This window comes from Desulfobacter sp. UBA2225 (genome assembly GCF_002348205.1).
Classification (GTDB): domain Bacteria; phylum Desulfobacterota; class Desulfobacteria; order Desulfobacterales; family Desulfobacteraceae; genus Desulfobacter; species Desulfobacter postgatei.
The window spans coordinates 1-19,243 of the sequence record NZ_DDYV01000130.1 but is presented as its reverse complement, the minus strand read 5'-3'; the positions used below and the strand labels follow the sequence as shown (position 1 = coordinate 19,243).

17 protein-coding genes are annotated in these 19,243 nt (G+C 44.4%); 16 read left to right on the top strand and 1 reads right to left on the bottom strand.

All coding sequences use genetic code 11. The features are described from left to right. From cysC to B3D59_RS06990, 5 genes are all read left to right on the top strand, one after another. Positions 1–423: adenylyl-sulfate kinase (gene cysC / locus B3D59_RS07010; RefSeq protein ID WP_286818617.1), on the top strand; the 423-nt coding region annotated here is incomplete at its 5' end. A gap of 478 nt (positions 424–901) precedes the next feature. Beyond that, positions 902–1,945 carry an SDR family NAD(P)-dependent oxidoreductase gene (locus tag B3D59_RS07005; protein WP_286818616.1) on the top strand — a complete coding sequence of 348 codons (1,044 nt, stop codon included), beginning with the start codon at positions 902–904 and terminating at the stop codon, positions 1,943–1,945. Positions 1,946–2,017: 72 nt separating this feature from the next. Further along, positions 2,018–3,166 (top strand): NAD-dependent epimerase/dehydratase family protein, encoded by a 1,149-nt coding sequence (locus tag B3D59_RS07000; protein WP_286818614.1) that lies wholly within the window; start codon positions 2,018–2,020, stop codon positions 3,164–3,166. Between the two features lie 286 nt (positions 3,167–3,452). After that, complete coding sequence (locus B3D59_RS06995; RefSeq protein WP_286818613.1) at positions 3,453–4,082, top strand: serine O-acetyltransferase; 630 nt, start codon at positions 3,453–3,455, stop codon at positions 4,080–4,082. A 170-nt stretch (positions 4,083–4,252) separates the two neighbouring features. Beyond that, on the top strand, positions 4,253–5,416 hold the full coding sequence (locus B3D59_RS06990; protein WP_286818612.1) for a glycosyltransferase family 4 protein: 1,164 nt from the start codon (positions 4,253–4,255) through the stop codon (positions 5,414–5,416). Between the two features lie 24 nt (positions 5,417–5,440). Here the strand turns inward: B3D59_RS06990 and B3D59_RS06985 are convergent, their stop codons facing one another. Then, positions 5,441–5,656 carry a hypothetical protein gene (locus B3D59_RS06985; protein ID WP_286818611.1) on the bottom strand — a complete coding sequence of 72 codons (216 nt, stop codon included), beginning with the start codon at positions 5,654–5,656 and terminating at the stop codon, positions 5,441–5,443. A 79-nt stretch (positions 5,657–5,735) separates the two neighbouring features. On the opposite strand from B3D59_RS06985, the gene B3D59_RS06980 reads away from it, so the two are divergent. From B3D59_RS06980 to B3D59_RS06930, 11 genes are all read left to right on the top strand, one after another. Continuing rightward, a complete protein-coding gene (locus B3D59_RS06980; RefSeq protein WP_286818609.1) occupies positions 5,736–7,007 on the top strand; it encodes a lipopolysaccharide biosynthesis protein in 1,272 nt (423 codons plus the stop codon). A gap of 44 nt (positions 7,008–7,051) precedes the next feature. Further along, positions 7,052–7,972 carry a glycosyltransferase family 2 protein gene (locus B3D59_RS06975; RefSeq protein ID WP_286818608.1) on the top strand — a complete coding sequence of 307 codons (921 nt, stop codon included), beginning with the start codon at positions 7,052–7,054 and terminating at the stop codon, positions 7,970–7,972. Next, positions 7,965–9,122 (top strand): CapA family protein, encoded by a 1,158-nt coding sequence (locus tag B3D59_RS06970; protein WP_286818607.1) that lies wholly within the window; start codon positions 7,965–7,967, stop codon positions 9,120–9,122. Before B3D59_RS06975 ends, B3D59_RS06970 begins: the two co-directional genes overlap by 8 nt. A gap of 4 nt (positions 9,123–9,126) precedes the next feature. Further along, positions 9,127–10,200: an ATP-grasp domain-containing protein gene (locus tag B3D59_RS06965; RefSeq protein WP_286818605.1), complete on the top strand. Its 1,074-nt coding sequence runs from the start codon at positions 9,127–9,129 to the stop codon at positions 10,198–10,200. Next, the gene (locus tag B3D59_RS06960) at positions 10,197–11,438 is read left to right on the top strand and encodes an O-antigen ligase family protein (RefSeq protein ID WP_286818604.1); all 1,242 of its coding nucleotides are present in this window, start codon (positions 10,197–10,199) and stop codon (positions 11,436–11,438) included. The genes B3D59_RS06965 and B3D59_RS06960 overlap by 4 nt, the downstream gene beginning before the upstream one ends. Beyond that, positions 11,431–12,564 carry a glycosyltransferase family 4 protein gene (locus tag B3D59_RS06955; RefSeq protein WP_286818603.1) on the top strand — a complete coding sequence of 378 codons (1,134 nt, stop codon included), beginning with the start codon at positions 11,431–11,433 and terminating at the stop codon, positions 12,562–12,564. Before B3D59_RS06960 ends, B3D59_RS06955 begins: the two co-directional genes overlap by 8 nt. A 39-nt stretch (positions 12,565–12,603) precedes the next feature. After that, the gene (locus B3D59_RS06950; protein ID WP_286818602.1) at positions 12,604–13,728 is read left to right on the top strand and encodes a glycosyltransferase; all 1,125 of its coding nucleotides are present in this window, start codon (positions 12,604–12,606) and stop codon (positions 13,726–13,728) included. Between the two features lie 27 nt (positions 13,729–13,755). After that, positions 13,756–15,309 (top strand): right-handed parallel beta-helix repeat-containing protein, encoded by a 1,554-nt coding sequence (locus B3D59_RS06945; RefSeq protein ID WP_286818601.1) that lies wholly within the window; start codon positions 13,756–13,758, stop codon positions 15,307–15,309. 35 nt (positions 15,310–15,344) lie between these two features. Then, positions 15,345–16,457 carry a glycosyltransferase family 4 protein gene (locus B3D59_RS06940; RefSeq protein ID WP_286818600.1) on the top strand — a complete coding sequence of 371 codons (1,113 nt, stop codon included), beginning with the start codon at positions 15,345–15,347 and terminating at the stop codon, positions 16,455–16,457. Between the two features lie 170 nt (positions 16,458–16,627). After that, positions 16,628–18,451, top strand: a complete 1,824-nt coding sequence (locus B3D59_RS06935; protein WP_286818599.1) for a heparinase II/III family protein — start codon at positions 16,628–16,630, stop codon at positions 18,449–18,451. Further along, positions 18,448–19,203 carry a WecB/TagA/CpsF family glycosyltransferase gene (locus B3D59_RS06930; RefSeq protein WP_286818598.1) on the top strand — a complete coding sequence of 252 codons (756 nt, stop codon included), beginning with the start codon at positions 18,448–18,450 and terminating at the stop codon, positions 19,201–19,203. Before B3D59_RS06935 ends, B3D59_RS06930 begins: the two co-directional genes overlap by 4 nt. Positions 19,204–19,243: the final 40 nt, after the last annotated feature.

The following is a 19,243-nucleotide window of genomic DNA, read 5'->3' as shown; positions in this document are numbered from 1 at the left end:
GACAACGTCCGCCATGGTCTCTGCTCCGATCTGGGGTTCAGCGTGGAGGATCGCAGCGAAAACATCCGCCGCATCGGCGAAATGGTCAACCTTTTCCTTCAGGCCGGGGTCATTGCCCTGACCGCCTTTATCTCCCCGCTGGAGCGGGATCGTGAAAAGGTGCGGGCGATTGTCGGCCCAGAGAACTTTCTGGTGATCCACTGCGCCTGCCCCCTTGCAATCTGCGAGCAGCGGGACGTGAAGGGCCTGTACAAAAAGGCCAGAGCCGGTCTTATCGCCAATTACACAGGCATCTCTTCGCCGTATGAAGCCCCTGTCAACCCAGCCATCTGCCTGGAAAGCGGTGAAGCGCCACTTGAAGAGTGTGTGGAACGGGTGATTCGCCTTCTGCGAGAGAAAGAAGTGATTTCGCATGGTTCTTGAAACCGGTTGCGTGTCCATGGTATCTGGCTTCAGCTATGGTGAAGTTTTTTTTGTCGTAGAACAAAGCTGGTAGCCAGTGAAGAACAGAAATTCCAGTTTTTTAAAGCCCCCTCTAAGGTTAAGAGGGGGGTGGAGGGAGTTGTGCCTCTATTAAAGCTTCCATATCATCATTTGAAAAAGAACAAATTTTAATTCATCCAGCTAATGAAGAGTTTATAGTGCCCAATGAATTAGAGAAAATGTCACATCTGAAAGAAATAGTTTGGCTGACTGCCCATTTTTATTTGACCACCTCAATTACATCAGTCTTGGTTATTTCAGGTTTTTTGTAATCTATAGTTTTTCTTACTCTTCATGCCCATGTCAAATACGTTGCTGTTTTAGCATGTTGAATCCTGTAACACCAAAGAGAAACTTTATTAATTTTGATCCAGAGTTGCCCCCATAGAAATTTAATCAAAAAGGAGAATATAAATAAATGTGTATTGATAACTGTTTAAAAGGAAAGAGGATTCTTGTTACAGGGGCATGTGGAACGGTAGGGTCTGAACTCGTTCGTCAGCTTCTTGAGGGAGTTTATGAACCAGCCGAAGTAATTGGTATTGACAATAATGAAAGTGAACTTTTTTTTCTTGACCAGCGGTATAAAAATGACAGACGTGCGGTTTTTTACCTTGGAGACGTGAGAGACAGGGATAAGCTGGTCAGGAAGATGCAAGGCGTGGATGTTGTCTTTCATGCGGCTGCTTATAAGCATGTGATTCTTTGCGAACAATCTCCTATGGAGGCTGTTCAAACGAATATTATAGGTGTGCAGAATGTTATTTTAGCCGCCTGCGAAAACAAAGTCGGCAAGGTCATTTTTACAAGTTCAGACAAGGCCGTTAATCCCACTAATGTTATGGGAACTACGAAACTTATGGGTGAACGGCTTATGACTGCTGCTAATGTGAACCTGCGAAACGGCGAAACGATTTTTGCCTCAACTCGTTTTGGGAATGTCCTTGGTTCTCGTGGTTCAGTAATTCCCATTTTCCGTGAGCAAATTCGGAATGGTGGCCCGGTTACGGTGACTGAAAAGGAGATGACTCGTTTTATTATGAGCATACAGGAAGCAGTTCGACTTGTTATAGACTCGGCGTCATTGGCACGTGGTGGTGAGGTATTTATTACAAAGATGCCGGTTATCAGGATTCTTGACCTTGCTCAAGTGATGATTGACGAGATGGCACCCCAATATGGTTATCAGTCGGAAAAAATTGAGATTAATTTTATCGGGTCGAAGCCCGGTGAAAAGATGTACGAAGAACTCATGAGCCATGAGGAGACGCGAAGAGCCCTTGAACTTCCGCTTTATTTCGTGGTTTTACCAGCGTTTCGTGGGATTTATAGGGAGATAGATTATTGTCCAGAAAATATTGTGTCGGAGAAAGTGGCAAAACCTTATATCTCAGAAATTGAACCATGCCTAAGCAGGGACGAAATTCGACATTTCCTTCATGCTAATAATTTGCTGGATTAAGAAATAAAAGAGCGCTTGTTAAGGATTGATTTTGTCCGGGCATATTTTTTACCTTTTGGGAAAGGAGAGTAAATGAAGATTTTAATTCTCGGCGGTGATGGTTATCTTGGGTGGCCAACGGCCATGGCCTTTTCAAAGAAAGGGCATGAGGTTATGGTCGTTGATAATTATCTCAGGCGGAACCTTTGCAGGGATCTTGATGTTGAGCCCCTTTTCCCGGTTCCTAATCTTCTTGAAAGGGTTCGGTTGTGGCGTGAAGTGACGGGGCATGAAATCCATACTCGGATAGGAGATTGTTGTAACTATCAGTTTCTCATGGAGGTATTTCGCGAATGCCGGCCTGACGCGATAATCCACTATGCTGAGCAACCATCCGCACCTTATTCAATGTTAAATCATGGGGCAGCTGAGTTGACTCTTATGAATAATCTCAGGGGCACCTTTAATATCGTTTGGGCAATGCGTGAGCAGGCTCCCGACTGCCATCTTGTAAAGCTTGGCACCATGGGCGAATACGGGACGCCGAATATCGATATCGAGGAAGGTTGGATTGAGATGGAGCATAAAGGCAGGCGGGACCGTTTTCTCTTTCCGCGTCAGGCCGGTTCTCTTTACCATACCACGAAAATTCAGGATACAGATCTTCTCTGGTTCTATGTGCGGATGTGGGGGCTTCGGGTGAGCGATCTTATGCAGGGGCCGGTTTATGGACTTTCCGTCAACGACGAGGCGGATTTGGATCAGAGGCTTTTACCTTTTTTTAATTACGATGAACTGTTCGGGACGGTACTGAACCGTTTTGTAGTCCAGGCTGTTGCCGGTTACCCTTTAACTGTCTATGGGAAAGGCGGACAAACTCGCGGCTATTTGAATCTCCGGGATACCGTTGCTTGTGTCGAACTTGCCGTTGATAACCCTGCCGATCACGGAGAACTCAGGGTCTTTAACCAGATCACCGAAACTTTTACTGTAAATGAACTGGCTGACAAGGTTTTTAGGGTGGGGAAAGAACGGGGTCATGCGGTGGAGATCAAGTCTATCGAAAACCCGCGCAAAGAAAAGGAAGAACATTATTATAATCCTGTCTATACCGGTCTCAAGGACTTGGGGCTTACGCCCAACTATCTGACAGATGAGGTTCTTCAAGGGATGTTTGAAATAGTTGAAAAACACAAGGATAGGATTGTGAGAAACCGGATTTTCCGAGGGGTCAAATGGTGATCTCTCTACATAGTAGAGGCTCCGGTATAAGTTGTAGCGATCTCGTTCGCAGTGTTATTCGCGGAACATGTGGAGCTACCGGTTCACAGAAAATTATTATATCACCTTAATATGTATAGGGATAAGAAAGAGGCTTCTCTTGCCTGAACAAGGTGTTTCGTATTTTCGATAGCATCTCTGAATGCGAATCGTTAAATCGTTTCTTTTGACACCCTAGGTTAAATCACCGGTGTTTGGGGTGGGCTGGACACTTGGTTATCGATCACAATAAACGGATAACTTGAAAATGATAAATTCAAAAGAAGACCTGAATTTCTTTCTTGCTGCTGACAGGTTTGCTTTAGGGAAAAAAGGTAAACCAAGATTGTATGGTGACGAAATCTGGAAATATCAAATTGCACTTAGAAAGTGTGAATACTATAAAAACAAAAATGGAATTGGAAGAATCTTATATTTGTTATTCAAGGATATTAAAAAAAGGTTGGGATACAAACTGGGCTTTGATATACGAGAGGGTGTTTTTGATGCAGGATTAAGAATAAATCATTTCGGAAATATAGTGATTAACGGTAATTGCTCTATCGGTAGGTGGTGTGATATTCATCAAGGTGTCAATATAGGTGATAGTAATCCAGTCAATAGGATTAAAACAGAAAAATATGCTCCTGTTATCGGTGATAATGTTTGGATTGGCCCAGGTGCTAAAATATTTGGCAACATTACAATAGGTTCTCAAGTACAAATAGGTGCAAATTCTGTCGTTGGAAAATCTTTTGGTGAAGATGTTACAATTGCAGGTATTCCAGCAAAAATTATCAGCAATACTGGAACATCGAATGTTGATGTCGCAGCAAGTTTAAATCGTACAAAAATATTTTTCGATAATCATCCTGAGTATAAGAAATATGATAAGTAAAATTGGACACTTGTATTTCCACACCTTCTGAAATAATTACAAATTTCCGATAACCAATCGTTCCACCGGACTCGCTGAAGCTCTCTGGTGAACTCTCCACGATGCGGATCGTACTGTTTCTCTACTTTTATTCTCATAATGTCTAAGCATGGCAAGGGACTCATTGATAAATGACTGCTAATACGTCGTCGGGCGGAAAAAAGAGCGTGCTTGTATTATGGCCAAGGTATAATCCTGGAACGCCTGATGTCTTCCGACTTTTTCTTGATAACTTTGATGCCCATATTGTTTTTGTCTCGAAAGGAACCAAGGTATTTGGCAATGAAGGGAATCTCTTCTCCGCGATAGCCGACTGGATGCCCACTGGTCATATCGAGTTCTGGGACTACCCCGGATATCGAATCTCAGAATTTTCCTTATCTTCGGCAATTAGTCTCTACGGTAGAATAAGGAAGAAGATGAAAGAGAGGAAATGGGATTTTATATTTTTTTCCACTCAGGCTCCGGTTCATTCCAAGTTTGCCTTTTTGGAGGCCAAGTTGCGTGGTATTCCTTGCGGGGTAAAAGTTGAGCAATGGAAAAAACACCCTGATATGGGTATCGGTCATCTCCTGCATCAGTACATTGGAGATATAATCATTAGGAATGTGAATTTTGCCTTTCCCCATGGCGAGGCAGCCCGCCGGTATTGTTTGTCTTTGGGAAGATCTTTGCCCATACATATTCTGCCGCTCTTTGTTGAATATCAACCTTGTAAAAATTTTGGGAACAGGTTCAAGAAGTTTGTTTTTTGTGGACGTTTAGTACCGGAAAAGGAACCTTTGCTTGCTGTAAAGGCTTTTCTATCCATACGCACCGAACTGAATCAGGGGGTACGGCTTGTTATAGCTGGTGATGGTCCTTTGATGGGTGACGTTCGATGTCTTGTTGAGAGTCATGGGGATGAAGCGGTGAAATCCGTTGATTTTATCGGCACTTATCGACGGGATGAGTTGCCGGCCATCCTTGATGAATCTTCGGTTCTCTTGCTCCCTTCATTGAATGAGGGGTGGGGAGTTGTCGCAATTGAGGCAGCGAGATTAGGCCGGCCCTTGATACTCTCTGACAGCGTGGGCGCTGCTTACGATCTTGTACAAGAGGGGAAGAACGGGTTTGTTTTTCCAACAGGTGACCAGCCTGCGCTTGAAAAAGCTATGCGACAGATTGCATTGATGGATGAGAAGAATTTTCTGTTTGCTCAACAGGCGTCCAGAAAAGTTTTTGAAGAATGGAATGATCTCGGGAAGGCAAACGAGATGTTGCAACAATGTGTTAATGCAGGGAGAGGCCGGTGATTCCATTGAGTAACCAGCATGTTGTCATTCGGTATAGGCATTAAAAATGGAACATATCTCTACAAGTAAAAGGCTGGTGTTGGTTAATGCATTGAGCCAGATTGTTACCAGGGTGTTAAATCTGTCGGTGCTGGTCTGGTTGCAGCAATATCTTCTTAAACGAATCAGCCCTGAAGAGTACAGTTTATTTCCGGTCATTATGAGCGCCATTTTTTTTATGCCGCTTTTGACGAGCTTCATGAATGTGGGCCTGACCCGTCATATCACTGAGGCTTATGCCAAGGGTGACAATGATCAGGTTACCACTTTTGTGTCATCAATGTTTCCGATTATTTTGGGCGTTGGTTTGTTTATGATGCTCCTTGGGATTGGTTTTTCGTGGAATGTGGAGCAGTTTCTCAACATTCCGGATGGCCGTGCTGATGAAGCAACGTTGATGATGCTGCTGCTTGTGGTAACTTTGGGAGTAGATTTTATTCTCTTTCCCTTTCGCATTGGATTTAATCTCAAACAGCGTTTTGTAATACTGAACATCATGCGTCTTGGCAGAGAGTTATTGCGGATGCTGATTCTCTTGATCCTGCTTCTCTGTGTAAGTACAAGTGTAGTCTGGGTTGTTCTGGCCACGGCCATTTCCACAATTCTCAGCGTTCTGGTTGAAGTGTGGTTTTCCAGGCGAATAGTCCCTGCCTTGACCTTCCGGTTGTCAATGATGCAATTACGTGAGGTGGTCGAGCCCCTTACGTTTGGATGGTGGTCCTTTATTTCTCAGGCTGCTCAGCAGATTAAGCGTTCCTCGGACCCAATTATTCTTAATCTGTTCTCCACGCCGCTGGAAGTGACTTGTTTTTTTGTCGGCTCGCTTGTCGGGAATAATATTTTTTCGATGATACATCTTTTTTTGATTCCGTTGCAACCCCAGCTTATTGCTATGTATGTGTCTGGTAATAAACAGAAAATTAGAAACGCTTATTATCGCATAAATAAATACATGATGTGGGCCACATTAATAGCAATAGCCCCGTTGATCATATTTAGAAACGAGGTCGTTGTGCTTTACATTGGGGCTGAGTATATCAAGGCCGCAACAGTGCTGATGCTGCTTCTCCTTCCGCTTCCTTTATATGTGTCTAATGTGATGCTTATGCGAATAGCGCCTGCCATTAACCAAGTGCGTACCACTACCTCACGAGAGTTGTTATCAGAGTGTATGAATATGGGGTTGACCATTTATCTGGTGGCAGCCTTACAAATGGGTGCATTTGGGTCAGCTTTGGCCACTTGCCTTGTGGGGATTATCTCCCAGCTTGTTTTGTTTATTCCGTTGAGTGTCCGGCTGTTGGATATTGATGTGAAGCAATGGCTGACGCAGATTTTGCTTCCGGGGTTGATGCCAGGGCTGGTTGCCTCCGTTGTATGGGTGGTTCTGGAAAGGTACTATTCGCCCCAAACCTGGATGAGTCTGGCTGTTTGTGCGTTGGGGGGGATTGTTGTTTATTGTGTTTTTTTGTTTTTTTTCGGTTTGAAGGCCTTTGAACGTCTTGAGCTTATCAAGGGATGTCAGATGTTGCTGGCAAGGTTTCGGTCGTAAGTCATGTTGCTTGCGGTTGTTATTTTGTAAATTTGAGGTGAGTAATGGAGGCGGGCCCCCTGATTAGCATTGTTATTCCTCTGTATAACAAGGAGCAGTACATTGAACGGACTGTCCGGTCTGTCCTTGCCCAGACATATGAGAATTTTGAACTCATTGTTGTTGACGACGGATCAACGGACTTCGGCCCCGATATCGTCCGAAATATTCTGGATGAAAGGTTGCGCCTGGTTGTGCGTAAGAACGGCGGGGTCTCAGCAGCCAGAAATACCGGCATTCATGAGGCCCGGGCTGATTACGTGGCCTTTCTTGATGCCGACGATGAGTGGTTGCCGGATTTCCTGTTAACAGTCGTTGGTTTGATCCGGGACTACCCGGCTGCCAAAACCTTTATCACTAATTTCATTATCGTGAAGCCTGATGGCTCTGAGAAAATAATCTCGTTAGAATCTCGGTCAACTTGTCTGTGGCACCTAAGAGACTATATAATGCAGTGTGTGGCCGGCAATTCTGTGATAAATGCGAGGAACATAGTTACCCAGAAGTTTTTGCTTGATCAAATTAAAGGTTTCCCGGTTGGTCAATCGAGGGGGGAAGATCTGGACACATGGTTCCGGCTCCTTGAGATGGCCCCTGCCGCATATTGCCGGAAACCACTAGCTGTTTACAATTATAATCTTCCTGGAAGCATTACCATAACCAATCACAAAGTAAATGCGTCTTGGTTACTGTCTGAGTTGACCCAGAATCTTAAAGAAAAAAAATATGATAACGACATTAAAGATGCCATAGTTCATTATCTCGCATGGCGCAAGATGTTAAAGATGAATTTACTCTATATCACAGGCCAAAGTTTGTTTGATCCTGACGTGTTCATCATTTTAAGATCACCTTATTTTAGATATAGATATTTCAGGCTGTTGGTTAAATCTCTTTTGAAAAGAAAAAGGGGCTCAGGTGGTTGAGATATTGATTGGAGGGGATTTTTGTCCCATTGGAATAAATGAGCCTTTCTTCGAGCAACCGGAAAGGGTGCGGGAGATCTTTCCGGAACTGTGTCAGGTTATCGCGGGGGCGGATTTGTCTGTCTTCAATCTTGAATGTCCCTTGACGGACAACAGTCGTCCTATCCGTAAATCAGGCCCCAACCTGCGGGCGAAAGAAGGATGTATGGCTGGAATCCGGGCGCTTGGCATCACTACCCTGAATCTTGCCAACAATCATATAATGGATTTTGGGGAAACGGGACTTGCAAGGACCCTTGACTTGTGTCAGGAATATCAGATTGCCTCATTTGGGGTGGGAAGAAACAGAGCCTGTTCCCTCAACTTTCATATCGTGAACATTGGCGGGAAACGCGTTGCCATTCTGGGAGTTGCCGAGCATGAGTGGTCGATCGCGACGGCTCGTTCATGGGGGGCGGCGCCGCTGGATCTGGTTGATATAATGACTGTGCATAAGAATAATCGGAGTTTGTTTGATTTTTCTATCATTATTGTTCATGGGGGGATGGAGCATTATCCATACCCTACGCCCAGAATGCAGAAACTTTTTAGATTTCTGTCACAGGAGTGCGCTGATGTTGTGGTGTGTCAGCATACCCATTGCGCCGGATGTTATGAGGTTTATAAGGGGAAACCCATTTTTTATGGGCAAGGTAATTTTCTGTTTGATTATGGAACGGCTGCGCGTTTCTCCGAATGGAATAAGGGATTTTTGATCCGGTTAATAATTCAGGATGATAATACGTGTCAATTCGAGATTATTCCTCATCAACAGGGGTCGGGATGTCCTGGGGTACGGGTCATGCAGGGTTTGGAGAGGGAAGAATTTGTTGCGGCTGTTAACCGCAGATCTCAGGACGTTGTTGATGCTTTATTTGTTGAAACTCAATGGCTCCAGTTTTGCGCGAAAGACAAGAACTTGTTTGTCAACAGATTCAGAAATTATAACAAGATGATGCGTCGCATTGTGTCTCGGATTTCAGTTGACCGGCTGTTTTACATGAAGGATTGGGTTTGTCCGACCTTGAACTCTTATCGATGCGAAACGCTTTCTGAATATTATGAAACGACACTGGGGCTTGTTATGCGCGATTTGAATGGAGGTGTTTGAGGCCATGACGGAAATTAAGGTTGGTCTGCATACAGACATTGAGAGGACTTTCCCGCTGCTTTTGAGACGCTATGAAAATATACTAAAATATAACGGGATTGCGGTAGAACGTCTGTACCTTGGTGATGCTGATTTCTTGGACCGATGCAGATCGGTGAATTATTTTGTAAGTTGTTTCAGTCAGTTTGACGCTATTAATCAAATGGTCAACTCCATTTTGCCGGTTATCGAAAGCGTTTATGGGATTCCATGTTATCCAAACTTGCAGACTCGCTGGCATTATGACGATAAGGTCAGGCAGTCATATCTGCTTGCATCGCGGAATTTTCCAATGGTTAAGACCTGGGTTTTCTGGGATCTTCGCGCGGTTATGGAGTGGGTTCAAAAAGTGACTTTTCCGGTTGTCTTTAAGTTGAAAGGAGGGGCGGGTTCTTCCAATGTGGTTCTTGTTCGCACTCCAGATCATGCCCTTTCCCTTGCCAAGAGAATGTTCTCGTATGACGGGATCCGGACTGGCCGTATTCCGGTTGGGGGTAATATTGCCAGGAATAAAGGCAGCAGGCTGTTGTATAAAATCAAAAGACTATATGCGGAGCGTTCCGGGAATATCAAGTCTTACGCGCACAACCTGTGCAGGTCGATCCACCATGATTACGCCTTGTTTCAAGAGTTTCTTCCAGGGAACACCTGTGATATCAGGGTGAATATTATAGGTAACCGTGCTTTTTCGTTTCGCAGAATGGTAAGAAAGAATGATTTCAGGGCATCAGGCAGTGGTATGATTGATTATGATATCAATAAGATCGATCATCGGTGCCTGGAAATTGCCTTTTCTGTCTCAGATTTTTTTGGTTTTCAATCTATGGCATACGATTTTGTGTATGACAAGGAGGGAGATCCGAAAATTGTTGAGATTAGCTATACTTATGTGGATACGGCCGTTCAAGCCTGTACAGGTTTTTTTGACAGGACCTTGCAATGGCATGAGGGACATTTCTGGCCTCAATACTGCCAGCTTCAGGACCTTCTTGAGATGGATGATCTTGTTCAGCCCGCCGAGGAGGTCATGTCGATATGAATGCGGGATCTTCTGAAGAAAAAATCCGTTTTATTAGTTTCTATCCCTTTCTCCTTCTTCTTTTTTATGCCCCGATATTTAATGTCTGGGTGCCTAAAACTGATTTTGGGCGGGGAATTCCTGATTTTGGACTTTATGAGGTCTGCGCAATTATCTGGACATTATCCTTTTGTGTGGATCTCATGCTGAAAAGGATACGGGGTAGTTTTCGGGACATCTGGTTTATTAATATGGCCGTCTATGTCTGGTGGGTTTTTATGTCCATAGGCTGGTCTTTTGAAGGGTATAGCATGAATGCGTTTCGCGGATTCATCTTTACCTATCTGATTCCTTTTTTTATCTGCCTGGCCGTTCCCGGTTATTTGCGTGATAAAAAGGTACTGAAGATTTTGGTGAACCATGCCGCGATATGCTGTCTGATATTGGCTCTATTGAGTTTTTATCAGTTTAGTAGAAACCTGGGCATGCACTATGAAAGTGACAGAGAGGTGCGTGCTGCCGCCACTCTGGGGAATGCGAATCTTCTTGCCATTTTTTTGGTATTAAATGTTCCAGTTTTTCTCTTTGCCATTAAAAAACGGCTTGTTAACAAATTCTTCTTGTTAGTTACACTGCTGTGTGTCGGGTTGGGTATTGTCGGGACGGTCTCACGGAAAGGATTGATCACCTTTGTTGCCACTTTTCTGCTGTTTTTTTCGCTGATCAAGAATTACAGCATGCTTGTGCTGGCGGTAATAGTGCTTACCGGCGCTGGAGTGTATGTCATGCAGCAAAAGATTGTTGCAGACCGATTTTCAGGCGCGGCGATTGACCGGGAGTTTAAGGGCAAGGGGTCAATGATCAAGGTTGGCATAGAGATATTAAAAGAGAGTCCTGTTGTGGGGAGAGGGTTCGCTGGCTACTGGCATTATTCGAAAAAATTCTTTGGAAGAAGTGAAGATGCCCATAACAACTATCTGACGACCCTTGTCAATTATGGTGTCGTCGGGTTTGCGCTTTTTATGGGAATTTTTTTAATTCCCTTGTGGAGGGCTTTTTCCCGGCTGTTAAAATCATCGCCTCAAGAACAGGACGCGAAACTTATGTCCGTCACCGCCATAACAATTATTCTCCCTTTTATGGCCAGTGCGTATGCAGCAGGGGCGCTTATGCATTCACCAGTGGCAACATCTCTTCTGTTTGTTTATGTGGTTGTGTTTGCTTTGTGGAAGCCGCCACCGGATATTAGTATTGCGTAGCAAAACATTGACAATGCGAATTTGCTTCACTACTCAGAACATCCTGCCGTTCTTTGATGCCTCTATCCCCATGACGAGTGTGGGGGGTGCCGAGATGCAGCAGTATTATCTCGGACAATTCTTTGATGAGCGGGCTGTAAGCGTTGCTTATCTGAGTCAGGATTATGGCCAGGATGATATTTATCATGTTGATAACATTACTTTTTATAAGACGTTTGACTCCTGTAAAGGAGTGGCTGGCCTTCGCTTCTTTTATCCAAGATTGTATCGAATCTGGCTTGCTCTGCTGAAAGCCGATGCCGATATCTATTATACCCGGTGTGCGAGTTATCTTCCGGGGATCCTTGCCCTGTTTTGCAAGATTTACGGGAGAAAATTCGTTTTTGCTGGTGCACATGATACGGATTTCATGCCGGCTCAACATAAAGTGCGGAATGCCAGGGACAGATTCCTTTATTTGTATGGAATCAAAAGGGCTGATGCCATTATTGTGCAGTCTTGTGCTCAGCAGGATTTGTTGCGTTTGCATTATCATCGCGAGGGCCATGTCATAAGGAATTTATATCCTTCCGAGGTGAGACTCGTTGATACCGGTAGGGATTACATCCTTTGGGTGGCTACCATTCAGTATTGGAAGCAGCCGGAGAAATTTCTGGATCTTGCAAGAAAGTTGCCTTTCGAACGATTTGTAATGATTGGAGGACCCGGACGGGAAATTGACTTTTACAATACGATCAGGGATGAGGCTTCTAAAATTCCCAATCTTGAGTTTAAGGGTTTTCTGCCTTTTATTGAGGCCAAGAATTTTTTTGATAGAGCCAAGATTTTTGTCAATACCTCGGAACATGAAGGTTTTCCCAATACCTTTTTACAGGCGTGGTGTCGAGGTATTCCTGTAGTGACCTTTGTCGATCCGGACAATCTTATTCGTGATAACGGGCTTGGTATTGTTGCAGACTCGGATGAGGATTTGGCTCATTCTGTAAGCAAACTTATTAACGACTTTAATAAGTACGAGGAACGCTGCATGAGCTATTTCATGTCCAATCATTCCCCTCAAGCTATTGTTGATCAGTACCTTGGCATTTTTCAAGGGCTCAACGCCTTCTCTTGTGACCATTCGTAACTGTATAAAGCATTCCCTTTAAATTATTTATTCGCTGCCATGGAATCAAAACTTAGGGTGTTGGTACTATTGCCGTCATTAATCAGCGGTGGAGCGGAGCGACAAACCATCGATCTGATTAATAACCTGCATGGAAGAGGGCTGGAGTTAAATCTTTGCTACTTTAAGCGAGTTGAGACTTTGAGGGAAAACCTCCGTGAAGATCTGCTTCAAGGTTTTTATTGTCTGGAGAAGAGTAAAGGACTGGATTTTCTTCTTCTTAAAAAGCTTGTGGCAATCATCAGGGGTTTCAAACCGCACCGGATTCTATGTGTCAATATGTATACCGGTCTTTATGGTCTCTTGGCGCGCAAGCTTGCATTGTCCGACAGTTTACTTCTGCAGTCTATTCATTCCACTGTTATAAATGATACGCGCCATAAGATTGTTTTACAGATGATTTATAAGCATACCATCAATATGGCTGATAGGATTATTTTTGTAAGCAATAACCAGATGCATTATTGGTTGGATAAGCATGGTATTGATCCAGCTAAAAGCCTTTATATCTATAATGGTGTTGATCTCAATTATTTCAGTTCAGAAAGTATGCTCAATAAAAGGGAGGGTTGCCGCGCGCAGTATGGTTTCCTTGCATCAGATATCGTCCTCGGAATGTGTGCTACCTTGACTGGACTTAAGAGGCATGTGGACCTTGTGGATGCCGCTGTAATTCTCCGTACGAACAACTACCCTGTTAAGCTTCTTTTTATAGGTGACGGTGAAGAGCATGAAAAAATCATGGATTATGTGAATGAAAAAGGCATGGAAAAATTTGTTTATATAACTGGTTTTCAGTCCGATGTTCGGCCGTTTGTATCAGCCTGCGATATTATGGTCGTTGCTTCCATTTCTGAGGCTTTATCCATATCTGTTCTTGAGTCTATGGCTATGTCAAAGCCGATTGTGGCTACAGACGTAGGAGGTATCCCCGAACAGATTGTTCATGGTGTAAATGGTTTCCTCTTTCAGCCATTAGATGTTTATTCACTCGCTAGTAATATTGAACGCATTATTCAGGGTGGTCTTGCTGCGGAGATGGGTGAGCGTTCGCGCGCGATCGTTGAGGACAAGTTTTCTAAAGAGAACATGATAGATGCATATGAAAAAGTGCTTAAGACTTAGGATTATTTATATAAAGGGGGGATGCACATGAATATTATATTTTTTGTATTGATATTATTGTGTTGTAGCCTAACCAATGGGTATGGAGCAGTTTATTATGTGAAGGATACCGGTAATGATGCTTTGTCCGGTCTGAGCGATGAAGATGCTTGGAAGACTATAAATAAGGTTAACAAATTTCAATTCAGTTCAGGGGATACCCTTTGTCTAAAGAGAGGGAGTGTTTTTAAGGATGCAACCATATTAAGCCCCAATGTGGACAATTTTACATTCCAAGATTATGGCATTGGTTCCAAACCTCTGCTTGATGGAGATATCGTACAGCCAATATCCATTAAACCAAATTCTACAATCAAGAATCTTGCGATTGTTAATGTCGATATAAGTGGACAAGACTGGAAAAGTTCCAAGGAAAGTAACGTGTATGTTTCTAATATTCAGGGATTAATAATAGATGGTATTATTGGAGATGGTCATAAAGGGGGTAATAGTGCCCTCGGCAAGACGGCGATAACCGTTCATGGTTGTGAAGGGTCTGTCATTGTTAAGAATTGCGTATTGAATAATTGGGGGTCGTCGTCATTGTTGAGTAGTAGAACTGATTTTATGGGAATTGCCATTATAGAGCAGCTGGATGGTAATTATATAATTGAAAATAATATCATTTTTAATATCGGTTCTGATGCTATTCACTTATATAAATGCAGTGCTTCAGGTTTAGTAAAATCTAACAAGTTATATAATAGTGGAGAAAACTGCATAGATGTTAAGGGTAGTAGTAATGTAGTTATTGATGGAAATGAGTTTTTTAGAACCTCAGATTTTTATGGTTCTGGCGGATCTGGTGTCGGTGATTATCCGACGCATATTGATGTTCATGAAGGTGGGCCAGGTGTAAAGTCTTTAAATGTCAGGGTGTTTGGCAATTATTTTCATGATGGTGATGCGGCTGGTGTCAGGATTGCCAGGACTGAACATGTTTCTATTGAAGGGAATCTATTTAAGAATATCGCGACGAATGTTGTCATAGGCAATTCATCTGTAGAAACAAGGGTATTTGATAATTTTTTCATTAATTCCAATATACGTTTAAGCCTGAGTTCCAATAAAGATGCAAGCTGTATCCTCGAAAATAACAATGGACCAGGAACTTATATTTATGAAAATACTATTTATAACCAGTCAGGCACTGGGATTAATCTTATTCTTCTTGAAGCCAATAAGGAAACCCATATATATCGGAATGTTGTTTATAATGCAAACTTTGTGCCAGAATCTTTCTGTTTTTACAGCATTGCAGGTCTTGGTATTGTTCATCTTTATGATAATTGCTGGTTTAAAGTGAGCGATCCTTCGAGAGCTATTAATTATGGTTCTCGTATATATGGGAGCGTGAATCAGTCAGCTTGGAACTTGACTTCACCGGGTGACATTTTTGTCGATCCCTTGCTAACAGATCCGCTTCATGGCGATTATACTCTACAATCCACTACTCCATGCAAGACAAATGGTAAGATGTGGGGAGCGAAGCCATTTTCAGGGCTTTTGCCTAGTCTTGAACTGAAATTGAGAATACTTTAGTTGTTTTTGTTTTTCTTGTTGGTTTATAAAAAAATATGAATGTTCTCATCACCTCACCACCGCTTGCCAAGGGCGGGGGCGTTTCCAATTATTTAAACGTCGTTCATAAATACCTTTCGGTAAAGCATGACTTTTTCGAGGTAGGCTCTCGTGAACAAGAGGAGGGTTTTGGCCAGAGGGTCGTAAATGTTTTCCGGGCGCGTAGTAGTTTCCAGAGTTTGATTTCGGTGAGTGAGAAAAAATATGATTTGGTGCATCTGAATCCTTCATTTGCTTACGGGGCTATGCCAAGGGATGGCCTTATTCTCAATTGTGCCAAGAGGAGAGGGCTTCCAGTGCTTGTTTTTTTTCATGGCTGGAATTCGTCTTTTGCCGGCTTGGTGGATAAATATTTTCGTAAATTGTTTGTGTCAGTGTATGGCAGAGCTGATGGAATTGTAGTGCTTGCGTCTGAATTCAGAACTCAGCTTCAGAGCTGGGGGATCAACAGTCCTATTTATCTTGAAACTACACCGGTTGATGACACGCTTATCGAGGGATACAACCAGAAAGCAAGGCGTTTTCCTGTTGAGAGAGGCAGTGCTCCGCAGATTCTTTTTCTGGCACGAGTAGAAAAGGAGAAAGGTATTCTTGAGTGTATCCAGGCAACTGAAATGCTGGCCGCTGCTTATCCCGGAATAAAACTCGTCGTTGCCGGGGACGGCTCTTTCCTGGGAAGTGCCCAGTGTTATGTTGAAGAGAGAGGGCTTGGCGGAAATGTTAATTTCCTTGGTTTTGTTCGAGGTGACGAAAAGACAAAGGTGTTTGCCGAGTCTGATATCTATTTATTCCCAACTACTCATGGTGAGGGGATGCCCACATCTCTTCTTGAGGCCATGGCTATGGGGCTTCCTGTTGTCACGCGTTCTGTTGGAGGTGTAAAAGATTTTTTTAAGGATGGTGAACATGGATTTCTCACAGAGGGCACGGAACCTCGTGAGTTGGCCAGCAAGGTCGGAGACCTGCTTGCTTCTGAAAGCCGATGGCAGATGATTTCGCAAATCAATCATGATTTTGCCCTCTCTCGTTTTCTTGCCTCGAAGGTGGCCCAAAGACTTGAGGGGCTTTATCTCAAAACGGTTGAGCGGGGGCGGGGTTTAGAGTCGTAAGGGGTAAAGATATTTTATCTGATAGTTTTTTGATAATCCAGAAGCAGATTAATTTTCGTATATGCCACGAAAATCAATCTGCTTCCTACTTTTCTGCTTCAAAAGCTACTTTTATCCTTTGTTGGAATTGCAAGCAAGGATGGATGTTTATTAAAATTTCAGCAGATACCATGAAAAAAAAAATATGGTTTTTAATTGCAAGGCTGAGAAATGCCTCCCTTGCTGAATTAATCCATAGGGTTATAGAAGGGGTGTTTATCTTTCGGCTAAAAAAACAGGTGCGCTGTGATTCTGCCTTTTTACCTGTTCCGTTTGTTGAAAAGAAGGACATCGCTTTACTGGTGATGCCGGGTTGTGTCTCAAATATATCTGAAAGTACCCTGAAGGAGTTTTTGCAAGGCCTTAAGATTTGCCTGAATGCCGATGCCAGGGAAATAGAGGCTTTTGAGGAACGGAGTCGGAGAACATACTTTTCTCAGGTGGGGCAGGAACAAGGTGGCCCGGATATCCGTGCGGTGTGGGAACCGGCACGGTTGCAGCATGTGGCGGCGCTTACTTGTCATGCTCAGGATAATCCGGGCTCGGATGTCGCCCAGTGCCGGGAGTATGCCAAGGCCTGTGTCCTTGAGTGGATAGAGGAAAACTCATTTCTCTTCGGGCCACACTATAAATCGGCGATGGAGTGCGGGTTGCGGGTGCCGGTTTTTTTTGCGGCCGTTCGGTGTCTTGCTTTTGATGAAAGGGAAACCGCCGCGATTCTTTCAGCAATCTATCATCATGCCTGGTGGATCGAAAAGCGTCTTTCCCTCTATTCTTCCCTTGGAAATCATACGGTCTGCGAATGTGTCGGGCTGGTTTTTGCCGGTGCGGTTTTTAAAACATCGGCAGAAGGAAAACGGTGGCTTGAGCGTGGCGTAGAGGTATTGCGGCAGGAGCTTGAACATCAAATTCTCCCAGATGGCGGGCCGGCGGAACAGTCGCTCAGCTATCACCGATTTGTCCTTGATCTCTACTGGTTAGCCATTGATTTTCTTGAAAAGAACGGCCTTTGTAACTGTAGCGACTGGAAGCCCCGGCTTGCGGCGGGAGAAAGATTTCTTGCGGTATTTCAGGATGCCGGTGGAAATGTTCCGTCAATCGGCGATAGTGATGATGGATATGCCATCGCTCCGGGGGTTGCCCCCAGAAGGGAGGCGCGACAACCCGAAGACGGGAAGATCGTTACCTTTCCGGATGCGGGTTATACTGTTATCCGGTCCGGCAAAGGAATGCACCTCACCTTTGATCATGGCCCATTGGGCATGGCTCCCTTGTATAATCATGGGCATGCCGACGCCCTTTCCATTACCCTTTCTTTGAACGGCGAACAGTTCCTGGTCGATCCCGGTACCTATCGCTATAACGGAGTTCCGGAGTACCGTAAATATTTCAAGGGAGCCAGGGCGCACAATACGGTAACGGTTGACGGACTTGATCAGGCGGTTCAGGAAACAGGTTTTATCTGGAGTAAACCCTTTGGGGCGAAGCTTGTCCGCAGGGAAGAGACTGAGCAGGGAACTCTGCTGGAAGCGATTCATGATGGGTACGAGCGGTTGAAACAACCGGTCAGGCACAAACGGACAATTCTTTTTGTGGACGAAGAGTTGCTTCTTCTTCAAGATACGTTTTCCGGTCAGGGCACGCATGGATATGAGCTGAACTTTCATCTTCATCCAGGCGTAATCACTGAGATGCATGAGGGCTGGTGGCACATGCGGAAGGGGGATAGTCAGCTTGACATGCGCCTTTTGGGGGCTGATGAATTGATCTCCGTTTGCGGGCAAGAGTCGCCGGTTGTCGGCTGGTATTCTCCGGCGTATGGGCTCAAGGAAAAAAGTGTTGTGTTGCAGGCACGGAAAAACGGTTGCCCCGATGATGTTACGTTTGTAACCGCCATCAGTCTGATTGGGCCAACCAACATCGACAAGCTGGAGCGATTGGCGAAAATCATATGAAGAATCGTCTGAAGATTTTAGATATCTGGGTTGACCCTGTGAACATGGATGAAGCCCTCGCTTGTGTTGAATCCTTTGTCACAAAGGGGGACAGGCCGCATGTTATTTTTGCGTCAAATCCGGAGAAAAACTTCTTCCTGCCCAAAGACCCGTTTTTATACGAATCATTCCGAAATGCCGATCTGCTGATTCCCGATGGCATTGGTGTCGTCAAGGCAGCGCAGATATTGCACGGGGTGCGGCTGTCGCGTGTTCCCGGTTGCGAGCTGATGCATAATATCTGCCGGTTGTCGGCTCAACGGGGTTTTCGGGTGTTTGTCTATGGCGCAAAGGAAGAGGTGAGCAGAGAGGCATGCAACAAGCTGCAAGTGTTGTATCCGGGATTGCAGATAGTGGGCAGAGCAAATGGCTATATAAAAGCTGAAGGCATGCCGCAATTGATTGAGCAGATTAACCAGTCACAGGCGGAAGTGCTTTTTCTGGCGCTGGGCTCGCCAACCCAGGAAAAATGGCTGGCCGGGAACAAGGAAAAGCTGAAGACAGTCAGGGTTTGCCAGGGGATCGGCGGGACACTTGACACCATCACCGGAAACGTGAAAAGAGCGCCGGAGTTCTGGTGCAAATGTAATCTGGAATGGTTTTACCGGCTTGCTGCGGAACCCAAACGGATAAAACGCCAAAAGGTACTGCCGATTTTTGTGGTGCGGGTATTGATGGCGAAGCTGAAGACGGTCTTGGGGTTTAGTTCCTGATGTTGGTGCTGTGATAGAAAACCGGGGACAGAATGAATTT

Coding starts and splice junctions, on each gene's coding strand:
- B3D59_RS07005 (WP_286818616.1), top strand. CDS start 902: ATGTGTATTGATAACTGTTTAAAAGGAAAGAGGATTCTTGTTACAGGG.
- B3D59_RS07000 (WP_286818614.1), top strand. CDS start 2,018: ATGAAGATTTTAATTCTCGGCGGTGATGGTTATCTTGGGTGGCCAACG.
- B3D59_RS06995 (WP_286818613.1), top strand. CDS start 3,453: ATGATAAATTCAAAAGAAGACCTGAATTTCTTTCTTGCTGCTGACAGG.
- B3D59_RS06990 (WP_286818612.1), top strand. CDS start 4,253: ATGACTGCTAATACGTCGTCGGGCGGAAAAAAGAGCGTGCTTGTATTA.
- B3D59_RS06985 (WP_286818611.1), bottom strand. CDS start 5,656: ATGAAGCTCGTCAAAAGCGGCATAAAAAAAATGGCGCTCATAATGACC.
- B3D59_RS06980 (WP_286818609.1), top strand. CDS start 5,736: ATGTTTCCGATTATTTTGGGCGTTGGTTTGTTTATGATGCTCCTTGGG.
- B3D59_RS06975 (WP_286818608.1), top strand. CDS start 7,052: ATGGAGGCGGGCCCCCTGATTAGCATTGTTATTCCTCTGTATAACAAG.
- B3D59_RS06965 (WP_286818605.1), top strand. CDS start 9,127: ATGACGGAAATTAAGGTTGGTCTGCATACAGACATTGAGAGGACTTTC.
- B3D59_RS06960 (WP_286818604.1), top strand. CDS start 10,197: ATGAATGCGGGATCTTCTGAAGAAAAAATCCGTTTTATTAGTTTCTAT.
- B3D59_RS06950 (WP_286818602.1), top strand. CDS start 12,604: ATGGAATCAAAACTTAGGGTGTTGGTACTATTGCCGTCATTAATCAGC.
- B3D59_RS06945 (WP_286818601.1), top strand. CDS start 13,756: ATGAATATTATATTTTTTGTATTGATATTATTGTGTTGTAGCCTAACC.
- B3D59_RS06940 (WP_286818600.1), top strand. CDS start 15,345: ATGAATGTTCTCATCACCTCACCACCGCTTGCCAAGGGCGGGGGCGTT.
- B3D59_RS06935 (WP_286818599.1), top strand. CDS start 16,628: ATGAAAAAAAAAATATGGTTTTTAATTGCAAGGCTGAGAAATGCCTCC.
- B3D59_RS06930 (WP_286818598.1), top strand. CDS start 18,448: ATGAAGAATCGTCTGAAGATTTTAGATATCTGGGTTGACCCTGTGAAC.